The 21,184-nt window shown below is 71.7% G+C and carries 17 protein-coding genes; 9 read left to right on the top strand and 8 right to left on the bottom strand.

Translation table 11 applies throughout. From position 1 onward, the window contains the following. Position 1 precedes the first annotated feature (1 nt). Positions 2 to 1,831 (top strand): NHL domain-containing thioredoxin family protein, encoded by a 1,830-nt coding sequence (locus ACPPVO_RS00535; RefSeq protein WP_426509151.1) that lies wholly within the window; start codon positions 2 to 4, stop codon positions 1,829 to 1,831. Positions 1,832 to 1,993: 162 nt separating this feature from the next. Here ACPPVO_RS00535 and ACPPVO_RS00530 read toward each other — a convergent pair whose 3' ends face one another. Genes ACPPVO_RS00530 through ACPPVO_RS00520 form a run of 3 tightly spaced genes read right to left on the bottom strand, consistent with a single transcriptional unit; the run spans position 1,994 to position 4,162 of the window. Further along, positions 1,994 to 2,725 carry a LamB/YcsF family protein gene (locus ACPPVO_RS00530; RefSeq protein WP_426509149.1) on the bottom strand — a complete coding sequence of 244 codons (732 nt, stop codon included), beginning with the start codon at positions 2,723 to 2,725 and terminating at the stop codon, positions 1,994 to 1,996. Next, positions 2,709 to 3,572, bottom strand: coding sequence for a biotin-dependent carboxyltransferase family protein (locus ACPPVO_RS00525; RefSeq protein WP_426509147.1), 864 nt, complete (start codon positions 3,570 to 3,572; stop codon positions 2,709 to 2,711). Before ACPPVO_RS00525 ends, ACPPVO_RS00530 begins: the two co-directional genes overlap by 17 nt. After that, positions 3,569 to 4,162 carry a 5-oxoprolinase subunit B family protein gene (locus ACPPVO_RS00520; RefSeq protein ID WP_426509146.1) on the bottom strand — a complete coding sequence of 198 codons (594 nt, stop codon included), beginning with the start codon at positions 4,160 to 4,162 and terminating at the stop codon, positions 3,569 to 3,571. The genes ACPPVO_RS00525 and ACPPVO_RS00520 overlap by 4 nt, the downstream gene beginning before the upstream one ends. A 120-nt stretch (positions 4,163 to 4,282) precedes the next feature. On the opposite strand from ACPPVO_RS00520, the gene trhA reads away from it, so the two are divergent. The 4 genes from trhA (at position 4,283) to ACPPVO_RS00500 (ending at position 12,045) form a co-directional block, all read left to right on the top strand. Next, positions 4,283 to 4,912 (top strand): PAQR family membrane homeostasis protein TrhA, encoded by a 630-nt coding sequence (trhA, locus tag ACPPVO_RS00515; protein ID WP_426514480.1) that lies wholly within the window; start codon positions 4,283 to 4,285, stop codon positions 4,910 to 4,912. Positions 4,913 to 5,017: 105 nt separating this feature from the next. Then, positions 5,018 to 7,330, top strand: coding sequence for a right-handed parallel beta-helix repeat-containing protein (locus ACPPVO_RS00510; protein WP_426509145.1), 2,313 nt, complete (start codon positions 5,018 to 5,020; stop codon positions 7,328 to 7,330). A 58-nt stretch (positions 7,331 to 7,388) separates the two neighbouring features. Then, positions 7,389 to 9,734, top strand: coding sequence for a PKD domain-containing protein (locus tag ACPPVO_RS00505; protein ID WP_426509143.1), 2,346 nt, complete (start codon positions 7,389 to 7,391; stop codon positions 9,732 to 9,734). Further along, the gene (locus ACPPVO_RS00500; RefSeq protein WP_426509141.1) at positions 9,727 to 12,045 is read left to right on the top strand and encodes a PKD domain-containing protein; all 2,319 of its coding nucleotides are present in this window, start codon (positions 9,727 to 9,729) and stop codon (positions 12,043 to 12,045) included. The genes ACPPVO_RS00505 and ACPPVO_RS00500 overlap by 8 nt, the downstream gene beginning before the upstream one ends. A gap of 61 nt (positions 12,046 to 12,106) precedes the next feature. Here the strand turns inward: ACPPVO_RS00500 and ACPPVO_RS00495 are convergent, their stop codons facing one another. Next, positions 12,107 to 12,379: a DUF6458 family protein gene (locus tag ACPPVO_RS00495; RefSeq protein ID WP_426509139.1), complete on the bottom strand. Its 273-nt coding sequence runs from the start codon at positions 12,377 to 12,379 to the stop codon at positions 12,107 to 12,109. Positions 12,380 to 12,465: 86 nt separating this feature from the next. On the opposite strand from ACPPVO_RS00495, the gene ACPPVO_RS00490 reads away from it, so the two are divergent. Then, positions 12,466 to 12,942, top strand: coding sequence for a SixA phosphatase family protein (locus ACPPVO_RS00490; protein WP_426509137.1), 477 nt, complete (start codon positions 12,466 to 12,468; stop codon positions 12,940 to 12,942). A gap of 47 nt (positions 12,943 to 12,989) precedes the next feature. Here ACPPVO_RS00490 and ACPPVO_RS00485 read toward each other — a convergent pair whose 3' ends face one another. The 4 genes from ACPPVO_RS00485 to ACPPVO_RS00470 all read right to left on the bottom strand — a co-directional run bounded on the left by ACPPVO_RS00485 (position 12,990) and on the right by ACPPVO_RS00470 (position 19,104). Continuing rightward, a complete protein-coding gene (locus tag ACPPVO_RS00485; protein WP_426509135.1) occupies positions 12,990 to 14,843 on the bottom strand; it encodes an acyl-CoA dehydrogenase in 1,854 nt (617 codons plus the stop codon). Positions 14,844 to 15,323: 480 nt separating this feature from the next. Next, positions 15,324 to 16,430 (bottom strand): PP2C family protein-serine/threonine phosphatase, encoded by a 1,107-nt coding sequence (locus ACPPVO_RS00480; RefSeq protein WP_426509133.1) that lies wholly within the window; start codon positions 16,428 to 16,430, stop codon positions 15,324 to 15,326. Positions 16,431 to 16,495: 65 nt separating this feature from the next. Next, complete coding sequence (locus ACPPVO_RS00475; RefSeq protein ID WP_426509131.1) at positions 16,496 to 17,089, bottom strand: septal ring lytic transglycosylase RlpA family protein; 594 nt, start codon at positions 17,087 to 17,089, stop codon at positions 16,496 to 16,498. Between the two features lie 245 nt (positions 17,090 to 17,334). Continuing rightward, positions 17,335 to 19,104 carry a proline--tRNA ligase gene (locus tag ACPPVO_RS00470; protein ID WP_426509130.1) on the bottom strand — a complete coding sequence of 590 codons (1,770 nt, stop codon included), beginning with the start codon at positions 19,102 to 19,104 and terminating at the stop codon, positions 17,335 to 17,337. 50 nt (positions 19,105 to 19,154) lie between these two features. Between ACPPVO_RS00470 and ACPPVO_RS00465 the strand changes: the two genes are divergently transcribed. The 3 genes from ACPPVO_RS00465 (at position 19,155) to ACPPVO_RS00455 (ending at position 21,153) form a co-directional block, all read left to right on the top strand. Further along, the gene (locus ACPPVO_RS00465) at positions 19,155 to 19,691 is read left to right on the top strand and encodes a YbhB/YbcL family Raf kinase inhibitor-like protein (protein ID WP_426509129.1); all 537 of its coding nucleotides are present in this window, start codon (positions 19,155 to 19,157) and stop codon (positions 19,689 to 19,691) included. A 54-nt stretch (positions 19,692 to 19,745) separates the two neighbouring features. Beyond that, the gene (locus ACPPVO_RS00460; RefSeq protein WP_426509127.1) at positions 19,746 to 20,519 is read left to right on the top strand and encodes an endo alpha-1,4 polygalactosaminidase; all 774 of its coding nucleotides are present in this window, start codon (positions 19,746 to 19,748) and stop codon (positions 20,517 to 20,519) included. A gap of 73 nt (positions 20,520 to 20,592) precedes the next feature. Next, positions 20,593 to 21,153 (top strand): hypothetical protein, encoded by a 561-nt coding sequence (locus ACPPVO_RS00455; protein ID WP_426509125.1) that lies wholly within the window; start codon positions 20,593 to 20,595, stop codon positions 21,151 to 21,153. The last annotated feature ends 31 nt before the right edge of the window (positions 21,154 to 21,184 follow it).

The raw sequence follows: 21,184 nt of genomic DNA, 5'->3' as shown, positions 1-21,184 counted from the left end.
AATGTCGGAAAAGCAGGTAAGAGTCCGCGCACCCGAACTCAAGGGCCGGGGCTGGCTCAACGTCGAGAGCCTCAGCCTCAAAGACCTGCGCGGCAAGATCGTGCTGCTCGACTTCTGGACCTTCTGCTGCATCAACTGCCTCCACGTGCTCGACGAGCTGCGCCCGCTCGAGGAGCGCTTCGGCGACGTCCTGGTCACGATCGGCGTGCACAGCCCGAAGTTCGAGCACGAGAAGGACCCGGACGCGCTCGCGGCCGCCGTCGAGCGCTACGGCGTCGACCACCCGGTGCTGGACGACCCCGAGCTGAACATGTGGCAGCAGTACGCCGCGAAGGCCTGGCCCACCCTCACGGTCATCGACCCCGAGGGCTACGTCGTGGCCAACATGGCCGGCGAGGGCCACGCCCAGGGGCTCACCAAGCTGATCGAAGAGCTGATCGAGACCCACGACGCCAAGGGCACGTTGAACCGGACGAATGCCCCTCATGCGGTACAAACCAGTGATTTGACGCTGTTGCGGTTCCCCGGCAAGGCGCTCGCGCTGCCCGACGGGCATTTCCTGGTCTCCGACTCCACGCACCAGTCGCTCGCCGAGCTCGACACCGACAACGAGACGCTCGTCCGGCGGATCGGCACCGGCAAGCGCGGCCGCCGCGACGGCCTCGAGCCCGAGTTCTCCGAGCCCGGCGGGCTGTGCCTGCTGCCGCCGCACGCGGCCGAGATCGCCGGGTACGACGTCGTCGTCGCCGACACCGTCAACCACCTCCTGCGCGGGCTCAACCTCCGGACCGGCGAGGTCAGCACCGTCGCCGGCAGCGGCCGCCAGTGGCGCGGGACGGTGGACTTCGACGCCCACGACTCCCTGGCCGTGGACCTGTCCTCGCCGTGGGACGTGGCCTGGTACGACGACCGGGTCGTGGTCGCCATGGCCGGCATCCACCAGCTGTGGTGGTTCGACCCGGTGAAGCGCACGGCCGGCATGTACGCCGGGACGACGGTCGAGGCGCTCAAGGACGGCCCGCTGCACGAGGTCTGGATGGCCCAGCCGTCGGGCCTGTCGGCGTCGCCCGACGGCGGCCGGCTGTGGATCGCCGACAGCGAGTCCTCGGCCGTGCGCTGGATCGAGAACGGCGAGATGCACACCGCGGCCGGCCAGGGCCTGTTCGACTTCGGCCACGTCGACGGCCCGGCCGACCAGGCGCTGCTCCAGCACCCGCTCGGCGTGCTGGCTCTGCCCGACGGCAGCGTGCTCGTCGCCGACACGTACAACGGCGCCGTCCGCCGCATCACGAGCGAGCACGGCGGGCGCGTCTCGACCGTGCTCGACGGGCTGTCCGAGCCGAGCGACCTGGTGCTGACCGCGGACGGGGACGTCGTCGTGGTCGAGTCGGGCGCCCACCGCCTGGTGCGGCTGGGCCCGGGCACGCTCGCGGCGGCCGGCATCGACGTGACAGGCGTGCGGCACCGCACCGAGCGCCCGCCGACCATGCTGGCCCCCGGCGCGGTCGAGCTCGACCTGATCTTCGAGCCGGCGCCCGGGCAGAAGCTCGACGAGTCGTTCGGCCCGTCGACCCGGCTGGAGGTCTCGGCCTCGCCGCCGGAGCTGCTGGTGGAGGGCGCGGGCGTGAGCACGGACCTGCGCCGCCGGCTGGTGCTGGCCGCCGATGTCGCTTCGGGTGTACTGCAAGTAGTGGCTCAGGCCGCGACCTGCGACATCGACGCCGAGTTCCCGGCCTGCCACCTCACCCGCCAGGACTGGGGCGTGCCGGTCCGCGTGGTGCCGGACGGCGCCGCCCGGCTCCCGCTGATCCTCCGGGGCATGGACAGCTAGGGGCTGTATCGAAGTGGATGGCCGGGCTGCGGCGGACTCAGACGCCGTCTGGAACCACGCCGGTCACACCCCGATACAACCCCCGGTATCGGGGCGCGCCCGGCGCGGCCCCAGCCGACGCCTGAGCCTCGCCTCGCTCCGACCCCCACTTCGATACAGCCCCTAGACGAACGCCCCCACGGCCACCCCGGCCGCGGCCAGCGCGGAACGAACCGCCCGGGCCATGTCCACCGCGCCCGGGGTGTCGCCGTGCACGCACAGTGACTCGATCGGCATCGGGATCACCGTGCCGTCGACCGCCTCGACCACGCCGTCGACCGCCATGCGCACGGCCCGGGCGGTCACCGCGGCCACGTCGGTGACGAGCGCGCCGGCCTGGGAGCGCGGGACGAGGCGGCCGTCGGGGAGGTACCCGCGGTCGGCGAACCCCTCCGCGACCACCCGCAGCCCCCGCTCGGCCGCGAGACCGGCGAGCACCGAGCCCGGCTGGCCCAGCACCGGCAGCTCCCCGGCCGCCGCGGCCGCGGCCACGACCGCCCCGGCGTGCCCGGCGTCGACGGCCGCGGTGTTGTAGAGCGCACCGTGCGGCTTGACGTACGCGACCGGCCCGAACGCGGCCAGCGCCCCGATCTGGTACCGCAGCTCGTCCGCGAGCTCATCCGGCGGCACGTCGATCCGGCGCCGGCCGAAGCCCGCCAGGTCGTGGTAGCTCACCTGCGCGCCGACCCGCACCCCGAGCGCGCCCGCGCGGTCGCTGACCCGCCGCATGGTCGCCGGGTCGCCCGCGTGGAACCCGCAGGCCACGTTGGCGCTGGTCACGATGGTCAGGAGGGCGTCGTCATCGCCGAGGCGCCAGACGCCGAAGCCCTCGCCGAGGTCACTGTTGAGGTCCACGAAAACGAACGCTATCCCCCGGCCGGGCCTGCGCGAGCAGCGGCAGATCGGCGGCGTGCACGACCGCGACCACCGGGTACCCGCCGGTCGTCGGGTGGTCGGCGAGGAACACCAGCGGCTGCCCGTCGGCCGGGACCTGCACCGCGCCGAGGACGATCCCCTCGCTGGGCAGCTCGCCGGCGTCCGCGCGGGTGAGGGCCGGCCCGTCGAGCCGGGCCCCGACGCGGTTGCTCTCACTGCGGATTCGGTACTCCACGCAGCCCAGCCGCCCCGCATCCGTGAACCGGTCGGCCCGGGGCCCCCACGCGATCCGGAGCACGACGGGCCCGCCGAGCGCGGCCCGGGGCGCCAGGTCCACGGCCGCCGGGGCGCCGGCCGTCCGGCCGAGCGGCAGCCGGTCGCCCGCGCGCACCACCGGCGGGCCGAGCAGCGACAACGTGTCGGTCGAGCGGCTCTCCAGCACCGGGTCGCTGGCGAGGCCGCCGGCGGCGGTGAGGTACACCCGCAGCCCCAGCACCGCCCGTCCGACCTCGATCTTCTCGCCGGCCCGCACCGGCACGGGCGCGTTGAGGGGGGCCGGGCGGCCGCCGACCCGCAGCGGCGCCGCGGCCCCGGTGAGCGCGACGGTGCCGGCCCGGCTCGCGACCGCCGCGAACGGCCCGAGCGTGATCTCCAGCCCGGCCGCGCCCGGCGGGTTGCCGACGAGCCGGTTGCCGAGCTCGAGCGCCGGGCGGTCGAGGGCGCCGGAGCGCGGCACGCCGAGGTGCGCGTAGCCGGGCCGGCCGAGGTCCTGGACGGTCGTGAGCGGGCCCGCGACTTCGACCCGCAGTTCGGCCCCACCGCTCATGAGGCCCGGAACCGCACGGTGCGACCCGGCGTCATGAGGGCCGGCGGCGTCCGGTTCACGTCGAAGAGCAGGGCCTCGCTGTGCCCGACGATCCGCCAGCCGCCCGGGGAGGCGGTCGGGTAGATGCCGGCGAACTCGGCGGCGAGCGCGACCGAGCCGGCCGGGACGCGGGTGCGGGGGGTGCCGAGGCGGGGGACGTTCCAGGGCAGGCCGGAGAGGTACGCGAAGCCGGGCGCGAAGCCGCAGAACGCGACCCGCAGGTCCGTGCCCGTGAGCACGTCGACGACCTCGTCCTCGCTCACCCCGGCGAGCTCGGCGACGAACGGCAGGTCCACCCCGTCGAAGCGGACGTCCACGGTGACGGGCGGCTCCGGGGGTACCGAGGCCGGATCGAAGGCCCAGCCGGACAGCTCGGCGGCCAGTCCCGCCGGGTCGGTCACACCGTCTAGCAGAACCGTGCGTGCGCCGGGCACGATGTCCACGACCGGCAGCCGGCCGGCGGCGCGCTCGGCGTCGAGCGCGGCGAACCATTCCAGCGGAGAGTCGACCTCGATGAGGAGCGCGTCGGCGCCGACCGGGCGAAGTTGCACCTAGTCACGATAGACGTCACACCGCTGCTACTTGCGAGTAACCTACGGTACCGTAACCTGGAGAACGTGAGCGTGAAGACCGAACCCCGCCTCCGCCCGGTCGACCTCGGCAAGCCGCGTATGCGCGGCTGGCTCCACGCCTACGCGGCGGGCGCGGCCGTGATCTGCGGCATCGTGCTGTGCTCGCTCGCGGCCACGCGCCCGGGCTGGGGCCCCTTCGTGAGCTGCGTCGTGTACAGCCTGACGGTCGTCGCGCTGTTCGGCACCAGCGCGCTGTACCACCGTCGCGTCTGGTCCGAGCGCGGCTACAAGATCATGCGGCGGCTCGACCACTCCATGATCTTCGTGTTCATCGCCGGCACCTACACGCCCTTCAGCGTGCTGCTGCTCAGCGGCAACACCCGCGTGGCGATCCTGGCCACGGTGTGGGCCGGCGCCCTGCTCGGCGTGGCGATGAAGATGGCGGCCGCGATGAGCAAACGGCGGTGGCTGTCGGCGCCGCTGTACATCGCCCTGGGCTGGGTCGCCGTGGCGGTCCTCCCGGATATCCTGCGTGCGGGCGGCGTGACCGCTCTGGTGCTGACCCTGGCCGGCGGCGCCTTCTACACGGTCGGCGCGGTGTTCTACGCCCTGCGCCGCCCCAACCCGTGGCCGACGGTCTTCGGCCACCACGAGTTCTTCCACGCTTGCACGCTCGTTGCCGCGATCTGTCACCAGATCGCCATTTATTTTGCGCTGTACGCGCACTGAGCGTTCCGTCATAATTGCCCGCGCCGATATTAAGCATCCCCGACATTCGTGCGGAGGAACAGCGTGGGCACAAAACATCCCTTATCCGGCCTCGCAATCATTGCGGTGGCCACCGGTGCAGCTCTGGTCGCGGGGGCCGGACCTGCCAATGCCGAGACACCCTCCCCCCTCTACGTCAACAACGACCCCGCGGCGAACTGCTCCGACGCCGGAACCGGAACGAAGGCCCAGCCGTACTGCACGATCGCGCCCGCGGTCGCGGCGGTGACGGCGGGCCAGACGATCTTGATCGCCGGCGGCTTCGACGAGCGCGTCACCATCGCCAAGTCGGGCAACCCCGGGCAGCCGATCACGCTCAAGGACCTCGGCGACGCGGGCCAGCCGCGGGCTCGCCTGCAGGGCGCCGGGGCCGGGTTCACCATCGACGGCCAGCACGACATCGTGATCGACAACGTCTGGGTCCTGAGCGCGACGAACGGGTCCGGGTTCGACGTCAGCCGCTCCTCCCGGATCGCCGTCCAGAACACCAGGGTGCAGCCGGGCGCGGCGGCCGGGCCGGGCGTGCGCTTCGCCGGCGTGACCGACTCGACGGTCACCAATGTCGTGGTCCTCGGGTCGCAGCTGACCACCGGGATCTCCCTCGACGCCGCGACCTCGGGCGTGGTCGTCAAGTCCGCGCACATCACCGGCACCGGCGGCGCGCTCGGCACGAGCGACCGCGGCATCGAGATCCTCGGCTCGCACGACACGGTCCTCAACAGCACCGTCTCGGCCCTGACCACCGGGGTCTTCATCGGGCCGGGCGCGACCGGCAACACCGTGGCCAACACCTCGATCACGAGCGGCAAGGGCACGGGCATCGACAATGCCGGCGCCTCCGGCACCGCGATCACCAACGTCACGGTGCAGGACAACTGCGGGCCGGGCATCCGCGTCTCCGGCGCCTCGAGCGGCGTGTCGGTGCAGAACAACATCGTCGCCGCCAACGGTGCCGCCGTCTCCCATACCTGCACTGCGGCGGCCGGCCCCGAGATCGGCGTCTACGACGGGGCCGTAGGCGCCACGGTGGTCGACTACAACGGCGTCAACCACAAGTCCTCCCCGGACACCTACGCGTGGGGCACGGCCACCTACTTCGCGCCGGCGGACTTCCGGGCGGCGTCCGGGCAGGCCGCGCACGACGCGATGGGGGCGCCCATCGACACCTCGGAAGACTCGGCGAACTCGGCCGCGCCCGGGTACCAGACAACCGACGCCGGCGGCCGCCCGCGCGAGGACGACCCGGCCCGGCCGAACACCGGCGCGGGCCCGGTCACCTACGCCGACCGCGGCAACACCGAGCAGATCAAGGCACCGAGCGCGCAGGTGACCGTCAAGTCGACCGACCAGAACGCGCTCTCGGTCACCGTGGACGCGTCGGGTTCGACGCCGGGGTGGGCGCCGCTCGGCTCCACCGCCTACCAGTTCGAATTCAACGACGGCACGCCGACCGTCAAGCAGGCGTCGCCGATCGCGACGCACAAGTACGCGCAGCCGGGCGTGCACAGCGGGTACGTCACCGTCGTCGATGCCAATGGGATCAGCGGCACCAGCCAGCCATGGAGCACCTCGCTCTGGCCGACGGTCCGGACGGTGACGCTGCTGGCCGACAACGGCACCTACGTCAGCGCCGGCGCCGACGGCAACCAGCCGCTGCGCGTGGGCAGCACCACCGCCGGCCCCGGCGAGCAGTTCGAGCTCGTCCAGTCCGGCACCCAGATCGCGCTGCGGTCCAAGGTCAACGGCCGGTACGTCGCGAACAACGTGGGCGACACGACGCTCAAGGCGCAGGCCGAGACGACGATGCTCGACTACGACAGCTCCGCGTTCCAGCTCCAGTCGTTCGACGACGGCAGCGTGGCGTTCCTCTCCGCCTACTACTTCAACAACAACTCGTACGTCAGCAGCAACAGCGGCACCACCAAGGTGCTGACCGTCGACCGCTCGGTGGCCGGGCCATGGGAGAAGTTCCGCATGGTCGACGTCGGGAACACCGCGGTCACGCTGCACGCGCACGCGAACGGCAAGTACGTCACCGCCGACCTCAACGTCAGCGGCACCCTGATCGCCAACCGCGGCGTGGTCGGGGCCTGGGAGAACTTCGACCTCGTGGACGCCGGCAACGGCTCCGTGGCCCTGTTCTCGCACGCCAACGGCAAGTACGTGACCGCCGAGAACGCTGGCAACTCCGCCCTCATCGCCAACCGCACCGCGGTCGGCCCATGGGAGAGGTTCACCGTGGTCAAGAACGCCGACGGCAGCATCGCCCTGGTGGCGGGCGTCAACGGCAAGTACGTCACGGCCGACCTCAACAACAGCGGCACCCTGATCGCCAACCGCACCGCGATCGGCGCCTGGGAGTCGTTCGACCGGCCCTGATCGAGCACGTCAACCGGCCCCGGCGGGACATCCCGCCGGGGCCGTTCCGGTCGCAATCATGCAGAGGAACAGCGTGGGAACCAAGCACCCCTTGTCCGGCCTCGCGCTCGTCGCGGTGGCCACCGGCGCAGCTCTGGTCGCGGGGGCCGGACCGGCCGGCGCCGAGACTGTGCCCGCACTCTATGTCCAGTTCCTCGCCCCGACCGGCTGCACCGACGCCGGCCCCGGTACGGCGGAGAAGCCCTACTGCACCATCGGCGCCGCGCTCGCGGCGGCCACCGCGGGCCAGACGGTCAACGTCACCGGCACCTACAACGAGCACGTGACCTTCCCCCGGTCGGGCGAGCCCGGCCGGCCGATCACGCTGCGCGGCAACGGCGGGGCCCGGCTCGCGGGCGGCACGGGCGTCGGCTTCACCATCGCGGACCGGCGCGACATCGCGATCAGCGGCATCGACGTGGCGAGCGCGCGCTCCGGGGCCGGGATCGACGTCAGCACCTCGAACCGGATCGCCGTGGACAACGTCTCGATCCTGGTGGCGACCGGGGCCGCGATCCCCGGCGTCCGGCTGACCGGCGTGACGGACTCTTCGCTGGCAAACATCACGGTCAGCGGAACCGAGATGACGACCGGCATCGCCCTCGACTCGGCGACCTCCGGCGTGCTCGTCAAGTCGGCGAGCGTGTCGGGCCCCTACACCCGGCCGGGTACCCGCGGCATCGAGGTGCTCGGCTCGCACAACACGATCCTGAACAGCAGCGTCACCGGCGGCGGCGAGGCCGGGATCGTGCTCGGGCCCGGGGCCGACGCCAACGTCGTGGCCGGCAGCACCGTCAGCGCCTCCTTGGGCGCCGGGATCGACAACGCGGGCGCCACCGGCACGGCGATCGCCAACAACCTGATCCAGGACAACTGCAAGGGCGGTGTCCGGGTGACCGGCGCGTCCTCGGGCGTCTCGGTGCAGAACAACATCCTGCGCCTGAACATGCCGGGCGCCGACAACACGAACTGCGACCGGTCGCAGCCGGCGGCCGAGATCGGCATCTACGACGGCGCCGCCGGGCGGACCGCTGCCGACTACAACAACGTCTACCACGGGTACGACGGGACCGGGGCGCCGAACACCTACGCGTGGAGCGGCACGGCCATGGGCCTGACCGCCTTCCGGGCGGCGTCGGGCCAGGCCGCGCACGACCTCGAGGCCTCGAACGCGAACACCATCGACAACGCGAACTCGGCGGCGCCCGGATGGCCGAGCACCGACCGCACCGGCAACCCGCGCGAGGACGACCCGGGCGTGCCCGACCACGGTGCGGGCCCGGTCCCGTACGCCGACCGCGGCCCGACCGAGCTGACCAAGGGCCCGACGGCCGCGCTGGCCCTGAAGGCCGACCACGCCGGGAACTCGCTCACGGCGGACGCGTCGGGCACCCGGCCCGGGTACTCGCCCGTCACCACGTACGCCTTCGACTTCGGCGACGGGGCCAAGGTGACCCAGGCCGCGCCGGTCGCCTCGCACCACTACGCCCGCCCCGGCACGTACACCGTGCAGGTGCTGGCCACCGACGCCAACGGGTTCAGCGGCCTCCAGGTCGCCTCGGCCTCGCTGTGGCCCACCGCGCGCACGATCGCGCTGCTGGCCGACAACGGCCGCTACGTGAACGGGGGCCCGGAGGGGTACAACTTCCTCAGCCTCTATGCCCGGGCGGTCGGCCCGGGCGAGCTCTTCGAGGTCGTCGACCTGGGCAACGGGCACGTGGGGCTGCGCTCGCGGGTCAACCAGACGTACCTCGGCGTCAACTACGGCCCCCAGGCGCTCCTGTCGGCCGGCAGCCCCTCGACGGACGAGCCGGCCAAGCAGTTCGACCTCACCACAAACGCCGACGGCAGCATCAGCCTGCGCTCGCTGCTCACCAACGCGTACGTGAGCAGCAACAGCGGCCTGACCCAGGTGCTGACCGCGGACCGCACGGCGATCGGCCCGTGGGAACGCTTCGGCGCGGTCGACACGGCCAACACGTCGGTCACGCTGCACGCACACGCCGACTCCCGGTACGTCGCGGCGGAGAACGGCGGCAACGCCCCGCTCATCGCCAACCGCACCGCGGCCGGCCTCTGGGAGACCTACGACCTCGTCGACGCCGGCAACGGCTGGGTGGCCCTGTACTCCCACGCCAACGGCAGGTTCGTCACCGCCGAGAACGGCGGAAATGCCGCTCTCATCGCCAACCGCACCGCCATCGGCCCGTGGGAGAAGTTCAAGGTCGTCAAGAATGCCGACGGCAGCATCAGCCTGCTCGCCGCCGTCAACGGCAAGTACGTCTGCGCCGAGAACGGCGGCAACGCCGCCCTCGTCGCCAACCGCACCGCCATCGGCGCCTGGGAGGAGTTCGACCGTGGCTAAGCGTGCCTTCGTCGTCGCATTGACCACCGGGGCCGCGGTGTTCGCGGTCGCCGGGCCGGCCCGCGCCGACACCCCGGACCTCTACGTCAACAACGCCGCCAACTGCTCGGACGCGGGCGCCGGCACGGCGAGCCAGCCGTACTGCACGATCGCGGCCGCGCTCGCCGCGGCCTCGGCCGGCCGGACGATCACCGTCAGCGGTGACTACGACGAGCACGTGACAATCGACAAGTCGGGCGAGCCCGGCCGGCCCATCACCCTGAAGAACGCCGGCCCGGGCCTGGTCACGCTGAACGGCGGTCCCGGCCTCGGGTTCACGATCGACGGGCAGCACGACATCGCGATCAGCGGCTTCCTCGTGCGCAACGCGACGAGCGGGCCGGGCCTCGCGGTGACGGGCTCGACCCGGATCGCCATCGACAACTTCTACGTGGCGCTCGCATCCGGGACGACGGCTCCGCCGGCCCGGCTGGCCGGTGTGACCGACTCGACGCTGACGAAGGTCGGGCTGAGCGGGTCCACCACCTCGCCCGTCGCGCTCATGCTCGACGCGGCGACCTCCGGCGTCGTCGTCAAGTCCGCGATCGTCTCGCGGCCCGCCATGGCGGGCGCGCACGGCGTCGAGGTTCTCGGCTCGCGCAACACGATCCTCAACAGCCAGTTCCAGAACGCCGGGGTGCTGATCGGGCCCGGGGCGAGCGGCAACGCCGTCGTCAACAGCGTCGTCACGAACGGCCGGGGGGTCGGCATCGACAACACCGGAGCGACCGGCACGGCGATCACGAACAACACGGTGCAGAACAGCTGCGGTTCGGGCATCCGGATCGCCGGCGCCTCCTCCGGCGTGTCGGTGCAGAACAACGTCGTGACGAACAGCGGGCCCGGATCGTCCGGCAACTGCGGCTCGACGGCGGGCACGGTCGAGATCGGGGTGTACGACGGCGCGGTGGGCACCACCGTGGTCGACTACAACAGCGTGTACCGCGGCGCCGGCACGCTGCCGGCGCCGGACACGTACGCCTGGGGCACCGCGATGGGGCTGGCCGCCTTCCGGACGGCCTCGGGCCAGGCCGCCCACGATCTGGAGGGCGCGACCCCGGACACGCTCGAGGACTCGGCGAACTCGGCCGCGCCCGGCTACCAGGCAACGGACTACTTCGGCCGCCCGCGCCTGGACAACCCGGGACGGCCGGACACCGGCGCCGGCCCGGTCAAGTACGCCGACCGCGGCTACCGGGAGACGATCAAGGGCCCGAACGCCACGCTGACCGTCCGCACCGACCAGAACGCGCTGTCGGTCACCGCGGACGCGTCGGGCACGACCCCGGGGTACGCGCCCATCACCTCGTACACCTTCGACTTCGGCGACGGCACCGCCGCGGTCACGCAGGCCACGCCGGTCGCCACCCACCGGTACGCGCAGCCGGGCAACTACTACGTGCGGATCAACGTCGCCGACGTCAACGGGTTCGTGCCCGGGACGGCCGAGCAGTACGTCTCGATGTGGCCGACGACCCGCACGGTCGTCCTGCTGGCCGACAACGGCACCTACGTCAGCGCGGGCGCCGACGGGAGCCAGCAGCTGCGCGCCGGCGCCACCACGGTCGGCCCCGGCGAGCTCTTCGAGCTGATCGAGCGCGACGGGCGGGTGGCGCTGCGGTCGAAGGCCAACGGCAAGTACGTCACCGACGGCTTCGACGCCCGCCGGCAACTGCTGGCCCAGTTCCTCACGACGACGCTCGAACCGGCCGACATCACCTCGTTCCAACTCGTCGCGGGCGCGGACGGCAGCGTGAGCCTGCGGTCGCTGGCCAACAACACCTACGTCAGCAGCAACAGCGGCACCACGAAGCTGCTGACCGACGACCGCACCGCGATCGGGCCGTGGGAGAAGTTCCACCTGATCGACGCCGGCAACGCGACCGCGAGCCTGAAGGCGCACGCCAACGGCCGTTTCGCCGCGGCGGAGAACGGCGGCAACGCCCCGCTCATCGCCAACCGCACCGCGGCCGGCCTCTGGGAGACCTACGACCTCGTCGACGCCGGCAACGGCTGGGTCGCCCTGTACTCGCACGCGAACGGCAAGTTCGTCACCGCCGAGAACGGCGGCAACGCGCCGCTCATCGCCAACCGCACCGCCATCGGCCCCTGGGAGAAGTTCAAGGTCATCACGAACGCCGACGGCAGCACCAGCCTCCTCGCCGGCGTCAACGGCAGATACGTCTGCGCCGAGAACGGCGGCAACTCGTCACTCATCGCCAACCGCACCGCCATCGGCGCCTGGGAGGAGTTCGACCGGCCAGGCGCCTGAGCACGCACGTACGGCCCGGGCGGGAAGCCCCGCCCGGGCCGTAACAGTGGTCTCGGGGAACTCAGTAGCGACGCGTGCGCCGCTCGATGACCTCGTCCGCGGTGGGCGGGATCACCGTGCCGGCCGCGGGCGGGGGCGGCGGCGGGGCCGCCGAAACCACCGTGCGGCGGCGCGAGTTCCAGAAGTACAGGGTCAGGGCCAGGCCGACGAGGCCGGCGAGCTGGAGGATCCAGCCGATCGTGTCGAGGTTGAACGGCCCGACGTCCGTGTCGTCGAGCCCGAAGGTCATGATCGCGCCGACAACGATCAGTAGGATGCTTCCGCCGATACCCATCGAAGGCCTCCCGAGGCGTCTGTTGGGTAACTGTCTGTGGCTGGGTTACCCACGCGCGACGTTCTTCAATCGGGGAGGCTTGTGCAATGACCGTCCGCACGCTCATTCTTCTCCGGCACGCCAAGGCGGCCGACCCGGACGACTACGCGACCGACATCGAGCGGCCACTCACCGCGCGGGGGCACCGCGACGCCGCCGCGGCCGGCGCGTGGCTCGAGGACCAGGGTCTGAAGCCGGATGCCGTACTGTGCTCGACCGCCGTCCGCACCCGGGAGACGCTCGAGGAGCTCGGCGTCGACGCGCCGGTCATCTACGAACACCGGATCTACACCGGCCCGGCCCTCGACACGCTGGACCTGCTGCGGCAGGCCGGCGCGACCGTGGAGACCCTCCTGCTGGTGGGGCACAACCCGACGCTCTCCGACCTGTCCCACGAGCTCGCCCCGAACGGCCTCGCCGACCGCGGCCTGGCCACGTCCGGCATCGCCGTACACCGGTTCGAGGGCGCCTGGTCGAGCCTCACCGAGGCCGCGCTCGACGCCGAGCACACCGGACGGGGATAAAGAAAGCGGGAGGGCGCCATTGCCCTCCCGCTTCGACTCGTCAACGCCTAGAAGGCGTCCTCGGTGAGCTGCATCGCGTCGAGCGTCGTGGACTCGACGATCCGCCGGTCGGCGCCGACGCGCGGCAGCACCTCGTGCGCGAAGAACTTCGCCGCGGCCACCTTGCCCTCGTAGAACGCCTTGTCCGCGGGCGAGACCTCGCCGGCGAGCGCCTTCAGCGCCACCTCGGCCTGCCGCTGCAGCAGCCAGCCGACCACGATGTCGCCGAGGCCGAGCAGGAACCGGCGGGAGTTGAGGCCGACCTTGTACAGCGCCTGCGGGTCGCCGGCCTGGGCCTCGCCCAGCCAGCCGGTGAAGATGCCCAGGATCTGCTGTACCTCGGCGAGCGCCTTGCCCAGCGCCACGCGCTCGACCTTGAGCTGGCCGTTGCCGCCCTCGGACTCGAGGAACTGCTGGATCTCGCCGGCCACGGTGAGCAGCGCCTTGCCCTGGTCCTTCACGATCTTGCGGAACACCAGGTCGAGGCTCTGGATCGCGGTCGTGCCCTCGTACAGCGTGTCGATCTTCGAGTCCCGCACGTACTGCTCGAGCGGGTAGTCCTGCAGGAAGCCGGAGCCGCCGAAGGTCTGCAGCGCCTCGTGGCCCAGCAACTCGTACGCGCGCTCCGAGCCGACGCCCTTGACCAGCGGCAGCAGCAGGTCGTTGACCCGCTTGGCGATCTTCCCGGCCTTCTCGTCGCCGGCGGCCTCGGCGAGGGCCACCTTGTCCTGCCACGTCGCCGTGTAACAGACGAGCGCGCGCAGGCCCTCGGCGTACGACTTCTGCATCAGCAGCGAGCGGCGCACGTCGGGGTGGTTGATGATCGCGACCCGCGGGGCGGCCTTGTCCGTGGAGGTCAGGTCGGCGCCCTGCACGCGGCTCTTGGCGTACTCGAGCGCGTTGAGGTAGCCGGTCGACAACGTCGCGATGGCCTTGGTGCCGACCATCATCCGGGCGTACTCGATGATGAGGAACATCTGCCGGATGCCCTCGTGCACATCGCCGAGCAGCCAGCCCTTCGCCGGCACGCCGTGCCCGCCGAAGGTGACCTCGCACGTCGTGGAGACCTTGAGGCCCATCTTGTGCTCGACGTTCGTCACGAAGACGCCGTTGCGGTCCTTGAGCTCACCGGAGTCGCCGTCGAAGTGGAACTTCGGCACGACGAACAGCGAGAGCCCCTTGGTGCCGGGCCCGCCCGCGCCGGGCGTGTCCACCGGCCGGGCCAGCACGTAGTGCACGATGTTCTCGGCCAGGTCGTGCTCGCCGCTGGTGATGAAGCGCTTGACGCCCTCGATGTGCCACGACCCGTCGGCCTGCGGCACCGCCCGGGTGCGGCCGGAGCCGACGTCCGAGCCGGCGTCCGGCTCGGTCAGCACCATCGTGGAGCCCCACTGCTTGTCGACGAAGAGCTTCGCCCACTTCTTCTGCTCCTCGGTGCCCTCGATCCGCAGCGTGTTGGCGAAGGAGGGGCCGGAGGCGTACATCCAGATGGGGGCGTTGGAGCCGAGCACGAGCTCGGCGAGCGACCACCACAGCGCCCGCGGCGCCGCCGTGCCGTCGAGCTCGGCGGGCAGGTCGAGCCGCCAGAACTCGGCGGCCATGAAGGCCTCGTAGGACTGGCGGAACTTCTCGGGCATGCGCACCGAGAACGTGGCCGGGTCGTACACGGGCGGGTTGCGGTCGCCGTCGACGTAGCTCGCGGCGAGATCCTCGCGCGCCAGGCGGTCCACCTCGCCGAGAATGCTGCGGGCGGTGTCCACGTCGATGTCCCCGTAGGGCCCCTGACCAAGGACTCGGTCCACGCCGAAGACCTCGAAAAGGTTGAACTCGAGATCCCGCAGGTTGCTCTTGTAATGGGTCATCGCGGAGTGGCCCCCGTCTCTGGGTTCGCGTCGCTGGTGCCGAAAAGCATGGCCGACTGGGGTTACCAGTCGGTAACAGCCATCTTATTACTCGCTAGTAACGAGGAACAAGGCGCTCCGCCGAGTGAACATGACCACAGAAAAGGTGAGTGAGTACCGGTGAGGAGTAGTTGAGTAGCAGACACGCCGTCACCCGCGGGTGATGCGGTCGTTGACCGGTTACTCCCAGTCATAAGGAGGGCCGCCGCGATGATCGTCCGACTCATGGGCACGCTGTTCGCCCCCAAGTACCCACGCTTCTACACGGGCCGCCACCGGGCCCCGATGCGCCGCCTCATCCCCCGCCAGCGCGCGGTGGAAGTGGAAGCGGCATAAACGCTCAGCCGAGCTCGTCCGATCGCCCGGCCGCGAGGCGGGACCACTGGGCGATCGGGCGGCCGTCGAGCCGGTGGAACGCGCCGTCGACCTCGACCATGGGCATCAGGACGACGCCACTCCCGCGCCGCCGATCTCCCAGCTGGGCACCTGGGCCTGCGGTTTCACTCCCTGGTACTCCACCAGCACGAGCGCGATGTCGTCGTCGAGCCGGCCGCGCACCCAGTCCAGCAGCGCGCTCTCCAGCGACTTCAGCCCGTCGGCCACGGTGCCGTGCCCGAGCAGCCGCTGGGCGCGCTCCGCGGTCGGGAAGAACTGCCCGTCGCGGCGGGCCTCGGCCAGGCCGTCGGTGAAGAACAGCAGGCGGTCGCCCGGCTCCAGGCGCTCCACGCGCGGCTTGACCACCGGCATGAAGCCGAGCGGCGGGGCGTTGGCGGGCGGGTCGAGCGGGATCACGCGACCGCGGCGCAGCAGCAGCGGGGCCGGGTGGCCGCAGTTGACGATGGTCAGGGTGCCGCCGCGCTCCTCGACCAGCGCGGCCGTCACGAAGTCCTCGTCGCCCAGCGAGCGGGCCACGGCGCGGTCCAGGTCGGCGACGATGGCGCGCAGGTCGGCGCGTTCGAAGGCCACATGGCGGTACGACCCCAGGACGATGCTCGCCAGGCGCACCGCGTCGAGACCCTTGCCCCGGACGTCGCCGATGATCATGCGCACGCCGTACGGGGTGTCGACGGCCTCGTACAGGTCGCCGCCGATGTCGGCGGCGGCGCTGGCCGAGATGTAGCGGGCCGCGACCGTCAGCGGGCCGACCTGGGGGCCCAGCGGGCGCAGCACGGCGCCCTGGGCCACCTGGGCGAGGTGGGACAGCTCGGCGTACCGCGCGATCTGCCGCTGCCGGATCGCCCCCACGGCCGACGCGATGCCGCTGGCCACCACGACGCCGCCGAGGTTGAGCATCAGCACGAGCATCCGGTCGCGGGTGTGCATCAGCTCGATCGAGCAGAAGACGAAGGCCAGCAGCGTGGAGGCGCTGCCGACGGCGAGCACCTCCGGCCACGACGCGAACGCGGCGGCCAGGAAGGGCGCGGCGGCGAGCATGCCCACGTAGTCGGCCTGGGAGCCGTCGGCGACCTCCGCGGTCAGCACGAGTGCGAGCAGCACGAAAGCCGCGCCGACTCCGGCGCGGGCCTCGGGAAGCAGCTGACGTTTCATAGGTCCGGCCAACAGCATGCCACCAACCGACCGCCGGACCGTTCCATCAAACGGCCGGGTCTGTGTTACTTGAGTACCTCATACTTCGCGTTGATCACTCCGGCACTCACCGAAGCGATCGTCACGAAGGCGCCCTTGGCGAGGTCGAGACAGCGTCCCGCCACGAAGGGCCCCCGATCGTTGATCCGCACATCGACGGACTTGCCGTTGGCCAGGTTCGTGACCCGGACGATGGTGCCGAACTTCAGCGTCTTGTGAGCCGCGGTCAGCCCGTTGGGATCGAAGTTCTCGCCGTTGGCGGTCTTCTGCCCGTCAGCGTAGTACGACACCTCGCAGGTGCCGCTGCTCGCCACCTCGGCCGGCGCCTTGGTGGTCGGGCTCTTCGTCGGCGTCTTGGTCTTGCTCGGCGTCTTCGAGGGCGTCGGCGAGGCCGTGACCTGCACGGACTCCAGTCCCTGGCCCGGGTCGAGGCTCGGCTGGGCCGAGGGCGACGGGCGCTCGCCGCGGTCCGCGCGCTCCTGGGGGCTGCGGGGGGCGTCGACCGCCGCGACGGTCTTGGGGTCGTCACCGCCCATGTTGACGGTCGCCACCGCGCCGCCGACGAGCACTACGACGGCACCGACCCCGGCGATCAATGGGATGAGATGACGGCGACCCACGACGGAATGTCGTCCGGACAACGTCTGCACCCTTCGTCGACAGCAGAGCCACTCTTCTAGGAAACCCTGGCGAACGTATCGGCCCCTCCCTGACGCCAGTCAAACCGAAGAGTTCTTCATGTGGTGATTTGCCCGCATAGTTCCGACCGTTCGGACGAGCCGCCAAGGAGCCGTTCGGACGACCCCGCGAAAACACCATGGCCGGTCCAGATACTGGACCGGCCCGTGGTGCAGAAACCACCGAACTAGGAGCGAACCGCCGAAACCACCGCGGCGACCGCGGCGCCCGCCTCGATCTCCGTCTTCTCGCCCGACCGGCGGTCACGCAGCTCGACCACGCCGTCGGCGAGCCGCTTGCCGACCACCACGATCGTCGGCACGCCGATGAGCTCGGAGTCGTTGAACTTCACGCCCGGCGAGACGTCCTTGCGGTCGTCGAGCAGCACGGTCAGCCCGGCCGCCTCGAGGTCCGCGGCCAGGCCGGCCGCCCCGTCACGGATCTCCTCGGTCTTGCCCGCGGCGACCACGTGCACGTCGGCCGGGGCGAGCTCGCGGGGCCAGCACAGGCCGCGCTCGTCGGCGGTCTGCTCGGCGACCACGGCGACCGCGCGGGTCACCCCGACGCCGTAGGAGCCCATCGTGACGACCTGCGCCTTGCCGTTCTGGTCGAGCACCGACAGGCCCAGGGCCTTCGCGTACTTGCGGCCGAGCTGGAAGATGTGCCCGATCTCGATGCCGCGCGCCTGCTCCAGCCGCCCGCCGTCGACCGGGCAGATGTCGCCGTCGACGATGCGGACCGCCTCGATGGTGCCGTCGGGCGTGAAGTCGCGGCCGGCGACGAGGTGCACGACGTGCCGGCCCGGCTCGTCGGCGCCGGTGATCCAGCTCGTGCCGTCGACGACCCGGGGGTCGACCAGGTACCGGATGCCCGAGGAGTTCTTCTCGCCCAGCACGCCGGGCCCGATGTACCCCTTGACCAGCGCCGGGTGCTGTGCGAACTCGGCCTCGGTCATGGGCGTCACCTCGGCCGGCGCGACGACCGCCTCGACCCGGCGCAGGTCGACCTCGCGGTCGCCGGGCACCCCGACGGCCAGCGGCTCGCGCTTGCCGTCGGGCAGGGTCAGCATGAGCATGACGTTCTTGAGCGTGTCGGCGGCGGTCCAGGCGCGATCGTCGCGCTTGAGGTCGTCGCGGCCGTTGAACAGGTCGACAAGCGTCTCGATCGTCGGCGTGTCGGGCGTGTCGGCGACCCGGGCCGCGGGCTGCCCCTCGACGGGCAGCGCGGCGGGCGGCGGGGTCGTGACCGCCTCGACATTTGCCGCGTAGTCGCCGTTGGCGCAGCGCACGAACGTGTCCTCGCCGATGTCGGCCAGGGCCAGGAACTCCTCCGACGCGCTGCCGCCCATCGCGCCGCTCATCGCCGAGCAGATCACGTAGTCGAGGCCGAGCCGGTCGAAGATCCTGATGTAGGCCTCGCGGTGGCGGCCGTAGGCGGCGCGCAGGCCGTCGTCGTCGACGTCGAAGGAGTACGAGTCCTTCATGACGAACTCGCGGCCGCGCAGGATGCCGGCCCGGGGGCGCGCCTCGTCGCGGAACTTCGACTGGATCTGGTACAGCGTCAGGGGCAGGTCCTTGTACGAGGAGTAGAAGTCCTTCACGGCGAGCGTGAACATCTCCTCGTGCGTGGGGCCGAGCAGGTAGTCGCCCTGCCGCCGGTCCTTCAGGCGGAAGAGGTTCGGGCCGTACTCCGCCCAGCGCCCGGTCGCCTCGTAGGGCTCGCGGGGCAGCAGCGCCGGGAACGTGAGCTCCTGGCCGCCCATCGCGTCCATCTCCTCGCGGATCACCCGCTCGACGTTGCGCAGCACCCGCAGGCCCATCGGCAGCATGGTGAAGATGCCCGGCGCGACGCGTCGCACGTAGCCCGCGCGGACCAGCAGTTTGTGGCTGGTGACCTCGGCGTCGGCGGGATCCTCGCGCAGTGTCCGCAGGAACAGCGAGGACATCTTCAGGACCATTTGTGTCCACCTTCTTGTGGCCGTTTCCGTCACATTGGACGATACCGAACGTGTCTTCCCGGTTTTCCTGGCTGTGCGCCGTCCTGCTGCTGGCCGGGTGCACGGCCGACGAACCCGCCGCGACCAATGCCGACAAAGCCAGCACACCGGACACCACCCTGACCGTCACCAGCCCCGACTTCGTCGAGGGCGCCCCGATCCCGGCCGACTTCACCTGCGCCGGGGCCGGAAAGGCGCCGAGCATCGCCTGGACGGGTGACACCAAGGGGGCCGCCGCCCTCGCGGTCGTCGTCGACGACCCCGACGCCCCGAGCGGCACCTACGTGCACTGGATCGTCCTGGACCTGCCGGCCGGCACGACGTCGCTGCGGGACGGCGACAAGGTCACCCAGGGCAAGAACTCGTCCAGCGGCAAGGGCTGGACCCCGCCCTGCCCGCCGTCGGGCACGCATCACTACCGGTTCACGGTGTACGGCCTGAGCCGCCCCACCGGCCTCGGCGACGGCGCCGGCCGCCAGGAGGCTCTCGACGCGATCTCGAAGAGCGCCGTCACCTCGGGCCGGCTGACGGGACTCGTCACGCACTGATCTCGCACCCCGCTTTCACCCGGCCGGGGCGCCCGGCGCGCCGATCTCGGGGCCATGCGCCGACTCCTGATGACCGTCCTGGCCGCGACGGCCGCCGTCCTCGCCGTGGCCGCCCCGGCGAACGCCGCGACCCCGGCCCGGTGGCAGCCCGCCGTCGGGCTGAGCTGGCAGATGCAGTTCAGCGGGAAGCTCGACACGAGCGTGAATGCGCAGGTGTACGACATCGACGGCGCCGACTCCACGAAGGCGCAGGTCGCCGCGCTGCACCAGGCCGGGCGGAAGGTCGTGTGCTACGTGGACGCGGGCTCCTTCGAGAACTGGCGGGCCGACGCGGCGAAGTACCCGGCCGCGGTGCGCGGCAAGGCGCTGGACGGCTGGGCCGGCGAGCGGTGGCTCGACGTTCGCAACTGGGCCGCGCTGGGCCCGATCCTGGCCGCGCGCTTCGCCGACTGCAAGGCCAAGGGCTTCGACGCGGTCGACCCGGACAACATGGACGGGTACAGCAACGACACCGGCTTCCCGCTCACCGCGGCCGACCAGCTCACGTTCAACCGCCGGGTGGCCGACCTGGCCCACGGCCTGGGCCTGGCCGTCGGGCTCAAGAACGACCTCGACCAGGTCACGGCGCTCCAGCCGGCGTTCGACTTCGCGGTCAACGAGTCGTGCCGGCAGTACAACGAGTGCGGGCAGCTGAGCCCGTTCGTCGCCGTCGGCAAGGCGGTCTTTCACGTCGAGTACAAGGCCGCCCAGTGCCCCACCCCAGCGTCGCTGCGGTTCGGCAACATCCGCAAGAACCTGAGCCTGGACGCCTTCCGCACGGCCTGCTAAACCGGGACGCATCGCGCGGCTGATCGGGGGTGAGCTGCGCCGGCTCGCCCGCTGGTGGCCGGCGTGGGCCCTGTTGCCCGCGGTCGCCCTGCTGGGCCGGGCCCTGCGGCCGCTCAACGCCGGCTTCTACCTGCGGTACATCAACTTCGACCCGCAGAGCGACGCCGAGCTTCTCGACCAGCGGCACGCGGACGCGGCGGCGCTGGCCACCTCGGGGCTCGGCGCCGCCCAGCTCGTCGCGCTGCTGCTCGGCGCCGCACTCGTCGCCCGCGGCCGGCCCTCCCCGGCGCGGACGGTCGCGCGGATGGCCGCCGCCGCGGTCGCCGGGCTCGTGCTCGCCGCGGCCGACCTGGCCGCCGTCCTGCCCGGGCAGCACCGGGTGCCGTGGGCGCCGGTGGTGTGCGGCGCGCTGCTCGTGGCGGTCTCCGGGGCGCTTGGGGCCGCCCTCGCCGGCGCCTCGCGATGGCCGTGGATCGGCCCCGCACTGTTCGCGCCCCTCCCCGGCTGCCCCACGTACCTCATGATCATGACAAATCCGCTGGTCGCGCTGGCTTTGTGGGCCGCGCCCGCCGTACTCTTCGGCCTGGCGGCACTCGTCCGTACAGGTAGGGCCCCCACCACTATGAGCAGGTAATTCTTGACGCGTCATACCCCTCGCCTACACT

It is taken from the genome of Dactylosporangium sp. McL0621 (assembly GCF_049995355.1).
Lineage (GTDB): Bacteria > Actinomycetota > Actinomycetes > Mycobacteriales > Micromonosporaceae > Dactylosporangium.
Note: the sequence above shows the minus strand (reverse complement) of the source record. Positions and strands in the feature narration are given on the sequence as shown.